Annotated in this window: 9 protein-coding genes; 3 read left to right on the forward strand and 6 right to left on the reverse strand. The window is 74.6% G+C overall.

Annotated elements, in window-relative coordinates:
• Positions 1–190: 190 nt before the first annotated feature.
• Together sucD and sucC are read right to left on the reverse strand one after the other, a co-directional pair.
• Entirely contained in the window at positions 191–1,081 is an 891-nt protein-coding gene (gene sucD, locus IDM29_RS11350) for a succinate--CoA ligase subunit alpha (RefSeq protein ID WP_182111955.1), read from the reverse strand.
• Between the two features lie 42 nt (positions 1,082–1,123).
• On the reverse strand, positions 1,124–2,296 hold the full coding sequence (sucC, locus tag IDM29_RS11355) for an ADP-forming succinate--CoA ligase subunit beta (protein WP_182111956.1): 1,173 nt from the start codon (positions 2,294–2,296) through the stop codon (positions 1,124–1,126).
• A gap of 171 nt (positions 2,297–2,467) precedes the next feature.
• On the opposite strand from sucC, the gene IDM29_RS11360 reads away from it, so the two are divergent.
• The 3 genes from IDM29_RS11360 to IDM29_RS17700 all read left to right on the forward strand — a co-directional run bounded on the left by IDM29_RS11360 (position 2,468) and on the right by IDM29_RS17700 (position 4,195).
• Positions 2,468–2,863: a hypothetical protein gene (locus IDM29_RS11360; protein WP_182111957.1), complete on the forward strand. Its 396-nt coding sequence runs from the start codon at positions 2,468–2,470 to the stop codon at positions 2,861–2,863.
• A gap of 70 nt (positions 2,864–2,933) precedes the next feature.
• Positions 2,934–3,572 carry a hypothetical protein gene (locus tag IDM29_RS11365; protein WP_182111958.1) on the forward strand — a complete coding sequence of 213 codons (639 nt, stop codon included), beginning with the start codon at positions 2,934–2,936 and terminating at the stop codon, positions 3,570–3,572.
• Positions 3,569–4,195 carry an OmpA family protein gene (locus IDM29_RS17700; RefSeq protein WP_182111959.1) on the forward strand — a complete coding sequence of 209 codons (627 nt, stop codon included), beginning with the start codon at positions 3,569–3,571 and terminating at the stop codon, positions 4,193–4,195. Before IDM29_RS11365 ends, IDM29_RS17700 begins: the two co-directional genes overlap by 4 nt.
• A 395-nt stretch (positions 4,196–4,590) precedes the next feature.
• Here IDM29_RS17700 and pcrA read toward each other — a convergent pair whose 3' ends face one another.
• From pcrA to IDM29_RS11390, 4 genes are all read right to left on the reverse strand, one after another.
• Complete coding sequence (pcrA, locus tag IDM29_RS11375) at positions 4,591–7,110, reverse strand: DNA helicase PcrA (RefSeq protein ID WP_182111960.1); 2,520 nt, start codon at positions 7,108–7,110, stop codon at positions 4,591–4,593.
• A gap of 55 nt (positions 7,111–7,165) precedes the next feature.
• Entirely contained in the window at positions 7,166–8,737 is a 1,572-nt protein-coding gene (locus IDM29_RS11380; RefSeq protein ID WP_182111961.1) for a methyl-accepting chemotaxis protein, read from the reverse strand.
• A gap of 91 nt (positions 8,738–8,828) precedes the next feature.
• A complete protein-coding gene (locus IDM29_RS11385) occupies positions 8,829–9,506 on the reverse strand; it encodes a response regulator transcription factor (RefSeq protein ID WP_182111962.1) in 678 nt (225 codons plus the stop codon).
• The coding region (locus tag IDM29_RS11390; protein WP_255500186.1) for an ATP-binding protein at positions 9,503–10,722 on the reverse strand (1,220 nt) is incomplete at its 5' end. The genes IDM29_RS11385 and IDM29_RS11390, both read right to left, overlap by 4 nt.

Below are 10,722 nucleotides of genomic sequence, written 5' to 3' on the forward strand. Positions count from 1 at the left end.
CGTGGTCGCCGCCGACGCAGCCGGCGAGGCTCCGCCCTGCGGGACGTGCGAGCCACGCGCGGCCGGTGCCCCCGGGCGCGCACCTGCGGTGCGCGGGCGCGGGGCGGGAGGACGGCTCACTGCTCCATGGTCGCTGACGCACGCCCGCCCCCGGGGACGGGGGCGGGCGTGTCGGGCGGGGTCCGCGTGGTCAGGCGGACAGGATCTGGCGCATCAGCTCGGCCGTCGCGCTGGGCGTGCGGCCCACACGCACACCGGCGGCCTCGAGGGCCTCCTGCTTCGCCTGCGCGGTGCCGGACGAGCCGGACACGATGGCGCCGGCGTGGCCCATGGTCTTGCCCTCCGGCGCGGTGAAGCCCGCGACGTAGCCGACGACCGGCTTGGTCACGTGCTCCTTGATGAACGCGGCCGCGCGCTCCTCGGCGTCGCCGCCGATCTCGCCGATCATGACGATGGCCTCGGTCTCGGGGTCCGCCTCGAACGCCGCGAGGGCGTCGATGTGCGTGGTGCCGATGATGGGGTCGCCGCCGATGCCGATCGCCGTCGAGAACCCGAAGTCCCGCAGCTCGTACATCATCTGGTAGGTCAGCGTGCCGGACTTCGACACGAGGCCGATCTTGCCCGGTCCCGTGATGTCCGCCGGGATGATCCCGACGTTCGACTTCCCGGGGCTGATGAGGCCCGGGCAGTTCGGGCCGATGAGGCGGACGCCCTTGGCCTGCGCGGCCGTGAAGAACTCGGCCGTGTCCGCGACCGGCACGCCCTCGGTGATGATGACGACGAGCGGCACGCCCGCGTCGACGGCCTCGAGGACCGCGGCCTTGGTGTGGGCGGGTGGCACGAAGATGACCGACACGTCCGCGCCGGTGGCCTCGACGGCCTCGCGCACGCTGCCGAAGACCGGCACCGAGGTCGTGCCCTCCCCGACCGTGAAGTCGACGCTCGTGCCCGCCTTGCGCGGGTTCACGCCGCCGACGACGGCGGTGCCCGACGCCAGCATGCGCGTCGTGTGCTTCTGGCCCTCGGAGCCCGTCATGCCCTGGACGATGACCTTGGAGGTCTCAGTCAGGAAGATCGCCATGAATCTCTCTCGTCTCTTCGCTGGTTCGGCTTCGGGGGGCGCTCAGGCGGCGGCGTGGGCGAGCTCGGCCGCCTTGTCGGCGCCGCCGTCCATCGTCTCGGCGAGCGTGACCAGGGGGTGCGCGGCCTCGGCGAGGATGCGCCGGCCCTCGACGACGTTGTTGCCGTCGAGGCGCACGACGAGCGGCTTGGTGGCCGCGTCGCCGAGGATCTCGAGCGCGGACACGATGCCGTTGGCCACGGCGTCGCACGCCGTGATGCCGCCGAACACGTTGACGAACACCGACTTGACCTGCGGGTCCGACAGGATGATGTCGAGGCCGGCGGCCATGACCTCGGCCGACGCGCCGCCGCCGATGTCCAGGAAGTTGGCGGGCTTGACGCCGCCGTGGCCCTCGCCGGCGTAGGCGACGACGTCCAGGGTGCTCATGACGAGCCCGGCACCGTTGCCGATGATCCCGACCTCGCCGTCGAGCTTGACGTAGTTGAGGTCCGACTCCTTGGCGCGCGCCTCGAGCGGGTCAGCGGCGGCCGCGTCCTCGAGCTCGGCGTGCTCCGGGTGGCGGAACGCGGCGTTGCCGTCGAGCGTCACCTTGCCGTCGAGCGCGACGATCGCGCCGTCCTTCGTGCGGACCAGCGGGTTGACCTCGACGAGCGTCGCGTCCTCCTCCGCGTACACGGTCCACAGCTTCTGGATGACCTCGGCGACCTGCGGCGCGACGTCGGCCGCGAAGCCGGCAGCGGCGACGATCTCGGCCGCCTTGGCCTCGTCGATGCCGACGATCGGGTCGACCGCGACGCGCGCCAGCGCCTCGGGGCGCTCGACGGCGAGCTGCTCGATCTCCATGCCGCCCTCGACGCTGGCCATGGCGAGGTAGCGGCGCTCGGCCCGGTCCAGCAGCACGGAGAAGTAGTACTCCTCCGCGATCTGCGCGCCCTGCGCGACCATGAGCGTGCGCACGACGTGGCCCTTGATGTCGAGGCCGAGGATCTCCTCGGCGCGCTGCGCCGCCTCGTCGGGCGAGTGCGCGAGCTTGACGCCCCCCGCCTTGCCGCGCCCGCCGGTCTTGACCTGCGCCTTGACGACCACGGTTCCGCCGCCGAGCTGCTCCGCGGCGGCGCGGGCCTCCTCGGGGGTCCGGGCGACGACGCCGCCCAGCACGGGGACGCCGTGCTTCTCGAAGACATCGCGTGCCTGGTACTCGAACAGGTCCACCCTGCTCCACCTTCCGTCGTCGTGTGCGCGGGCCCTCAGGGTGCGCGTCCGGCGGCCCGGCCGCGCCCACGCGTGGCCGCCCGGCCGATCGTAGTCGCGCCGGAGAGGTCTCTTCACATCGAGAGATCGTCGCTACCCTCGGTGCCACGGGCACGAGCGACGAGGGGACGCATGTCACAGAGCACCAGGCCGCCGCTGGGCGGCCGACCCGCCACCGGCCGCGACGTCGCCCTCGCGGTCGCGGGCATCGGCGGCTCGGCCGTCGTCGTCTTCTTCCTCGCCCTCTTCGTCACGCGCGGCGACGCCCGCGTCGCCGTGGGCTGCGCGGCACTCCTCCTGGTCGTCGGGGGCGGCAGCTACGCCTGGGGCGCCGTCGACCGGGCCCGGCGTCGGCGCCGGGCGCTGGCCGAGTACGGGTCGTTCGAGGGCGCGCTCGCCCGGCTCGACGTGGCGCAGGTCCGCGCGGTCCGCGAGCGCGACGGGGAGGTGGCCGCCGTGCGGGACGTGCGCCGGCAGCTGCCCCACCTCAGCCTGCCCGAGGCCGTGGAGATCGCCCGCGACGCGTGAGCCGGTCCTCGGGTGGCGCACGTCACAGGGTCGGCTACGCTCGCGCGCACCCCCGACCCTTGGAGCCTGCATGCGTCTGCGACCCGCCCACGCCCTGACCGTCCTGACCGCCCTCGCCCTCGCGGGGTGCACGGCGGGCGGTGGTGACGACGCGGAGAAGGCACCGGAGACCGAGGAGACGGCCTCGCCGCAGGAGACGGTCGAGGAGCTCGAGTCCGCGGCCGGCGAGGAGGAGCCCGTCGCCATCGAGCCGCTGTCCGTGATCGCCACTCGCGCCACGTCCGACGGGGACGTCTCGGCCGAGGTCGATCTCAACGCGGTGACGGTGAGCGGCGACGTCATGACGGTGCTGTTCACCGTCCGCAACCTCTCCGACGGGAAGTGGCAGCTCTCGCACTTCTTCGACGACGGCTCGGCCCACGCACCCCTCGCCGACGGCGACACGGAGACCGGGTCGGCCGACCCGGACCTCGGCTTCACGACCGACGGCGTCACGGTCGTGGACACGGCGAACGGCCTCCTGCACCGCGCCGCCTACGACGACACGGGGACCTGCGCCTGCAGCAGCGGCCTGTCGAGCAAGTTCGTCGGCGGCGGTGAGCAGATGGTCCTCACCACGGCCTTCACGGCGCCGCCGGAGGACGTCACGCACGTCACCGTGCAGATCCCCGGCGTCGGCTCGTTCGACGACGTCGAGCTCACGCGGTGAGCGGTCCGCTCCGCGTCCGGCGCGCTCCGCTGGTCGGCGTCGGCCTGGCCGTCGTCCTCGTCTCCGGCGCCACGCCGTCGCCCCCGGAGGGCGGCCCGGGCCTGGTGGCCCTGCCGCCCGGCACGGCCACGGTCGACGTCGGGCCCGTCTCGCCGCTCACGGAAGGCGTGGCCCCCCTGCAGGGCAGCGTGAGCCCGCTCATCACCCGCACCGCGAGCGTGGACGGCGCGCTGGGCCGCGACCAGGCGCTCGAGACGGAGCGGTGGACCCTCGCGTCGGACGTCTACTTCGACGTCGACTCCGCGGTGCTGACCCCGCGCGCGCAGGAGGACCTCGCCCAGGTGGCGGCGGCGCTCGCCGACGCGCAGGTGGTGTCCGTCACGATCGTGGGCCACACCGACTCGGTCGCCTCCGACGCGTACAACGAGGGGCTCTCGCGCGACCGGGCCGCGTCCGTGCAGCAGGTGCTCGCCGGCATCCTTCCCGGCGTGGAGCTCGCCGTCGAGGGCCGGGGCGAGCGCGAGCCCGTCGCGGAGGAGACCGGCACGCCGGAGCAGGTGGCGCAGGCGCGGGCGCTCAACCGCCGCGTCGAGATCGACGTCGTCCTGGCGGACCAGGGCTGACCCCAGGCCGCCCACGCCGCGTCGGCGGAGTCGACGTCGGCGTGGGCACCCGGGGCGCCTGCCGCCCTCACCCCGCCCCGAGCACGTCCGTTCCCACCGAGCACGTCCGCCGCAGAGGACGTGCTCGGTCGGAACGGACGTAGTCAGCCGAGACGGACGCCCGCAGGGCCGCCGCTGGGCGGAGGCGCGGCCGGCGGCCGACGGCGGCCTGCGTCTGCGGAGTCAACGTCGGCGGGGTGACCTCGACGGGCACCTGGGGCGCCTGCCGCCCTCACCCCGCCCCGAGCACGTCCGTTCCCACCGAGCACGTCCGCCGCAGAGGACGTGCTCAGTCGGAACGGACGTAGTGAGCCGAGACGGACGTGCTCGGTCGGGATCGGCGGCGCCGGGCTGCGTCAGAGCTTGGTCACCGGGGAGTAGCGCAGGAGCAGGCGCTTGACGCCGCTGCCACCGAAGTCGATCTTGGCGACCGCGTTCGGCCCCGACCCCTCGACGGTGACGACCGTCCCGAGGCCGTAGGAGTCGTGCGTGACCTTGTCCCCCACCACGAGGCTCGGCGCCTCGCCCCGCGGCGCGCCCTTGCCGAAGCTCGGGGACGACGGCGGCGAGGGCGGGACCCGCCGGGTCGAGACCCTGCCGCTGCCGATGACGGCGCCGCCGTCGTCGTCGGACCGGCGACCGCGCCCGCCCCACGCCGACGCGCCGCTCCCCCAGCCGCTGCCCCCCGCCCGCAGGGCCGCCATGCTCGACTCCTTGCGGCGCCAGTCGACCAGGTCCTCCGGGACGTCGTCGAGGAACCGGCTCGCGGGGAACTCGTTGGGCACGCCCCAGGCGGTGCGGACGGCGGCGCGCGAGACGTAGAGCCGCTGCCGGGCCCGGGTGAGCCCGACGTACGCGAGCCGGCGCTCCTCCTCGAGCTGGTCCGGGTCCGCCAGCGAGCGCATGTGCGGGAAGGTGCCGTCCTCCCAGCCGGTGACGAACACGACGGGGAACTCCAGGCCCTTCGCGGTGTGCAGGGTCATGAGCGTGACCACGCCCTGCCCGGGCCCGCCGTCGCCGTCGCCGTCGTCGGCCGGGATCTGGTCCGAGTCCGCGACGAGCGAGACGCGCTCGAGGAAGTCGGCGAGGTCGCCCTCCGGCTCGGCCTGCTCGAACTCGGTCGCGACGGCGTGCAGCTCGGCGAGGTTCTCGACCCGCGACTGGTCCTGCGGGTCCTCGCTCGCCCGCAGCTCCGCGAGGTAGCCCGTGCGGTCGAGCACCGCGCCCAGCACCTCCGCCGGCCCGGCGGTCGCGGCCAGCGCGCGCAGGTCGGCCATCATCTCGGCGAACGCCCGCAGGCCGGTGACCGCGCGGGTGCCCAGGCCCGGCGCCTCGTCGGCACGCTCCAGCGCCGCCCCGAACGAGATGCGCTCCCGCTCGGCGAAGGCCGCGAGCATGGCCTCGGAGCGGTCGCCCAGGCCGCGCTTGGGGACGTTGAGGACGCGACGCACGTTGACGTCGTCGTCCGGGTTGGCCAGCGCCCGCAGGTAGGCGACGGCGTCCTTGATCTCGCGGCGCTCGTAGAACCGGGTGCCGCCGACGACCTTGTAGGGCAGGCCGACGCGGATCAGCACCTCCTCGAGGGCGCGCGACTGCGCGTTGGTCCGGTAGAAGACCGCCACGTCGCCCGGGCGCACGCCGTCGGAGTCGCCGAGCCGGTCGATCTCCTCGGCGACGAACCGCGCCTCCTCGTGCTCGTTGTCCGCGACGTAGCCCACGATCTGAGGCCCCGCGCCCGAGTCCGTCCACAGCCGCTTGGGCTTGCGGCCAGGATTGCGCGAGATCACCGCGTTCGCGGCCGAGAGGATCGTCTGGGTGGAGCGGTAGTTCTGCTCGAGCAGGATCGTGCGCGCGTCCGGGTAGTCCGCCTCGAACTCGAGGATGTTGCGGATCGTCGCGCCGCGGAAGGCGTAGATGGACTGGTCGGCGTCGCCCACGACCGTCAGCTCGCCCGGCCCGAGGCCGGCCGACGGCCGGCTGAGCTCGCGGACCAGCACGTACTGCGCGTGGTTCGTGTCCTGGTACTCGTCGACGAGGATCTGCCGGAACCGCCGCCGGTAGTGCTCCGCGATCTCCGGGTGGCCCTGCAGCAGCTGCACGGTGCGCATGATGAGGTCGTCGAAGTCGAGCGCGTGCGCCTGGCGCAGCCGCTCCTGGTAGCGCGAGTAGACCGCCGCGAGCGCCTCGTCGAACTGGTTGGCCTCGCCCGACGCCGCGCCGGACGACGCGGCGTACGTCGCCGGGTCGACCAGCTCGTCCTTGAGGTTGGAGATCTTGCCCGCGAGCGCCTTGGCCGGGTGCTTCTTGGGGTCCAGGTCGAGCTCGCGCGCGACCATCGTGATGAGCCGCTGCGAGTCCGCCGAGTCGTAGATCGAGAAGGACGAGCGCAGCCCCAGCGCCGCGTGCTCCTTGCGCAGGATCCGCACGCACGCGGAGTGGAAGGTCGAGACCCACATCGAGCGCGCCGCGGGGCCCACCAGCTGCTCGACGCGCTCGCGCATCTCGGCCGCGGCCTTGTTGGTGAACGTGATCGCGAGGATCTCCGAGGGCCGCGCGCGCCGGGTCGCGAGCTGGTGCGCGATGCGGTGCGTGAGCACGCGCGTCTTGCCCGAGCCGGCGCCGGCCACGATCAGCAGGGGCGTCCCGGTGTGCAGCACCGCCTCCCGCTGCTCGGGGTTCATCCCCACGAGCAGCGCGTCCGCACGCTCCTGGTCCACCCCGCGGTCGTGGGGTCGGCCACCGTCGCCCGAGGGGCGGGCGCCGTCGTCGGACGCCGACGGCGCGGCGTCGTCCTCGCGCGGGGGGACGACGCGCGGCAGCGCGGTCTCGGAGCGGTGCAGGCCGGGCAGCGGCAGGTCGGAGAAGAGGGTGTTCATCGCCCCTCCAGCGTAGGCGCGACCACCCACAGCCCGGGCACCGTCCGGCGGGTCGTCAGACGGTGACGTGCTCGCGCAGGCGGCGTGAGGTCGCGGCGAGGTCGCGCGCGGCGTCGCGGATCGCGTCGAGCTCGCTCGACGTGCGCCGGGACGACGCGTCGACCGCGTCGAGCTCGTCGGCGATGCCGCGGCCGCCGTCGGCCGCCTGCGCGACGCCGGCCGCCATGGCCGCCGTGGTCGCCGTCTGCTCCTCGACGGCGCCGGCGATGGTCGTCTGGAACTCGCTGATCCGCGCGATGATCACGCCGATCCGCGTGATCTCGTCCGCGGCACGGGTGACAGCACCCTGGATCGAGTCGACCTGCGAGGAGATGTCGCCGGTGGCCCGCGCCGTCTCGCGCGCGAGCTCCTTGACCTCACCCGCGACCACGGCGAAACCCTTGCCGGCGTCGCCGGCGCGCGCCGCCTCGATCGTCGCGTTGAGCGCGAGGAGGTTCGTCTGCTCCGCGATCGCCGTGATGACCTTCACGACGGAGCCGATCTGCGTGGACGACGCGCCGAGCGCCTCGACCGTGCCCTTCGTCGCGTCCGCCGCCTGGACCGCCTCCTCCGCGATCCTGGCGACCGCGTGCGCGTTGCGCGCGATCTCCCCGATCGACGCGCCCATCTGGTGGGTCCCGGCGGCGACGGCGTCGATCCCCGTGCTGACCTCCTGCGCGGTGCGGCTCACCGAGGCGGTGCGCCGCGTCGTGCGCTCGGCCTCCACCGCCAGGCCGTCGCTCGTCGCGACGAGCTGGGCGGCCGCCTCGTCCAGGCGGCCGACGGCCTCGCCCACCCCGTCGGCCACGGCGGCGGAGCGGTCCAGCGCGCCGTTGAGCGCGGTCGCGAGCTGCTCGAGCTCGGTGCGACCGCGGCCCACCGGCAGCCGGGTGGTGACGTCCCCGCTGCTCAGCAGCTCGGTCGCCTGCCGGATCGGGCGCACGACGGAGCGCCCGATGACCAGCGCGATGCCGCCGGCGACGAGCACGACGAGCGCGCCGCTGAGCAGGAGCCGCCCCGCCTCCTGGAGCGCCACCGCCCGGACGTCGTCGACGTACACGCCCGAGCCGATGACCCAGCCCCAGGGCTCGTACCCGACGACGTAGGACACCTTCGGCTGCGGGTCCTCGGCGCCCGGCTTGGGCCACTGGTAGTGGACGAAGCCCGAGCCCTCGGCCTGGACGACCTCGACCATCTCGACGAACAGGTGCTTGCCGTCCGGGTCCGCGTTCTCGGTGAGGTCCGTGCCGTCGAGCTCGGGCTTCATCGGGTGCATGACCATGGTCGGGTGCATGTCGTTGATCCAGAAGTACTCCTCGCCGGAGTACCGCAGCGTGCTGACCGCGCGCACGGCGGCGTCCTGCGCCTCCTCCGTGGACAGGTCACCCGCCTCCGCGAGGGCGCCGTGGTGCGCGAGGACCCCGAGGGCGGTCTCCACGACCGTGCGCGTCGCGGCCTGCCGCTCCGCCATGATCCGACGTTCCACCTGGGCCGAGGCCACCGCGACCAGCACGCCCAGGCCCAGGGCCAGCACGAGGACCATGACGGCGAGCCGCGCGGTCACGGACAGGGAGGACAGACGCTTCACGGCGGACTCCAACGCTCGGGTGCGGTCCCATCGGCGCCGCGAGCCCGCGGATGAGGCCTACGTCACACCCGGTGCGTGACCACCGGCCGTCTCAGAGCAGGCGACGCGCGGCGGCCCACCGCGTGAGCTCGTGCCGGGACGAGAGCTGGAGCTTGCGCAGCACCGCGGAGACGTGGCTCTCGACGGTCTTGATCGAGATGAACAGCTCCGAGGCGACCTCGCGGTAGCTGTAGCCCCGCGCGATGAGGCGCATCACCTCCCGCTCGCGGGCACTGAGCCGGTCGAGCTCGTCGTCCCCGGTGGCGACGTCGCCCGCCGCCGCGCCGAAGGCGTCCAGGACGAACCCCGCGAGCCGCGGCGAGAAGACGGCGTCGCCCCCCGCGACGCGCCGCACGGCGTCGCACAGGTCCGGCCCCGAGATCGCCTTGGTGACGTAGCCGCGCGCGCCGGCGCGGATCACGGCCACGACGTCCTCCGCCGCGTCGGAGACCGACAGGGCGAGGAACCGCGTCGTGGGCAGCAGGTCCGCGCACGCCGTGATGACCTCGGCCCCGCCGCCGCCCATGCCTCCCGGCAGGTGCACGTCGAGGACGACGACGGGCGGGCGCAGCGCACGGACCGTGGCCACCGCGCCGTCGACGTCGTCCGCCTCACCGACCACGCGGATCGACCCGTCGAGGGACGCCTTGACCCCCGCCCGGAACATCAGGTGGTCGTCGACCAGGACGACGTCGAGCGGGGTCGCGCCCGTGGTTGCGGCGCTGGTCATGGCTTCTCCTCCTCCGTCGGCAGGCACAGGTGCACCTCGGTGCCCCGTCCCGGCCGGCTCTGCACGGTGGCGGTGCCGCCCCTGCGGTGCACCCGCCCGATGATCGACTCCCGCACGCCGAAGCGGTCGGCCGGCACCTCCGCCAGCTCGAAGCCGTCCCCGTGGTCGCGCACGAACACCTCGACCGTGCCTCCGCCCACCTCGAGGTACAGCGACACCGGTGGACGGCCGTGCACGACGGCGTTGACGAGCGCCTCGCGCGTCGCCTGCAGCAGGGCGTCCGTGGCGTCGTCGGGCACCACGTCGCCGACGACGACGGTCTCGATGGTCGCGCCCCGGCCGTCCTCGATCTCGCCGACGAGCTGCTTGAGGTCCGCGGCCAGCGAGGTGCCCGGCACGCGGCGGTCGTCGTAGAGCCACGCGCGCAGCTCGCGCTCCTGCGCACGGGCCAGACGGGCGACGTCGTCGGGCTGGTCGGCGCGAGCCCGGATCAGCGCGAGCGTCTGCAGGACGGAGTCGTGGAGGTGGGCCGCGATGTCGGCGCGCTCGGACTCGCGCGCGCGGGCGGCGCGCTCGTCGCCCAGCTCGCGCACGAGGCGCAGGCCCCAGGGGGCCAGCACGACGGCGGCGCCGGTGAGCACCGCGAGCGCCGCGACGGCCGAGCGCACGAGCGCGTCCATCGGCTCGTCCTGCCCGACGAGCAGGAAGACGCCGGCGCCCGCGAGCACCGTGCCGCCGAGGAGCCGGACCACGCTCACGCGCCCCCGCCCGCCCGTGCGGGACAGGGCACGGTCGCGCTGCAGCGCGTCGAGCTGGCTCCAGGCGAGGGCGGTGCCGCCCAGCAGGATCAGCGTCGGGAGCACCCACGTCTGGTCCACGGCCGCGCCGGACCGCATCGCGATGAGGAGGCCGGCCGCGCCGAGCAGCAGCACGCCGACGCCGATGTCCGTGAGCGGGACGCGCCGGCCCGGCGCGCTCAGCCGTGGCGCGAGCCGCGACATCACCGCGGGGCGCTCCTCGGCGGCCGCGATGGCGGGGTCCCCGCCCGGGACGGTCACCCAGAACCACACGTAGAGCAGGGCACCCGCCCCCGCGAACGGGACCAGCAGCACCATGACGGCGCGCACCGCCGCGACCGGCACCTCCAGGTGGGCCGCCAGGCCGGCGCACACGCCGCCCACGACGCGCCCGCGCGGCGGGCGGCGCAGCGGGAGCC

It is taken from the genome of Actinotalea sp. JY-7885 (genome assembly GCF_014525465.1).
Lineage (GTDB): Bacteria > Actinomycetota > Actinomycetes > Actinomycetales > Cellulomonadaceae > Actinotalea.

Bases quoted from the DNA above. Each gene is read 5' to 3' on its own strand.
- sucD (WP_182111955.1), bottom strand. From the start codon at position 1,081: ATGGCGATCTTCCTGACTGAGACCTCCAAGGTCATCGTCCAGGGCATG.
- IDM29_RS11385 (WP_182111962.1), bottom strand. From the start codon at position 9,506: ATGACCAGCGCCGCAACCACGGGCGCGACCCCGCTCGACGTCGTCCTG.
- IDM29_RS11365 (WP_182111958.1), top strand. From the start codon at position 2,934: ATGCGTCTGCGACCCGCCCACGCCCTGACCGTCCTGACCGCCCTCGCC.
- IDM29_RS11360 (WP_182111957.1), top strand. From the start codon at position 2,468: ATGTCACAGAGCACCAGGCCGCCGCTGGGCGGCCGACCCGCCACCGGC.
- pcrA (WP_182111960.1), bottom strand. From the start codon at position 7,110: ATGAACACCCTCTTCTCCGACCTGCCGCTGCCCGGCCTGCACCGCTCC.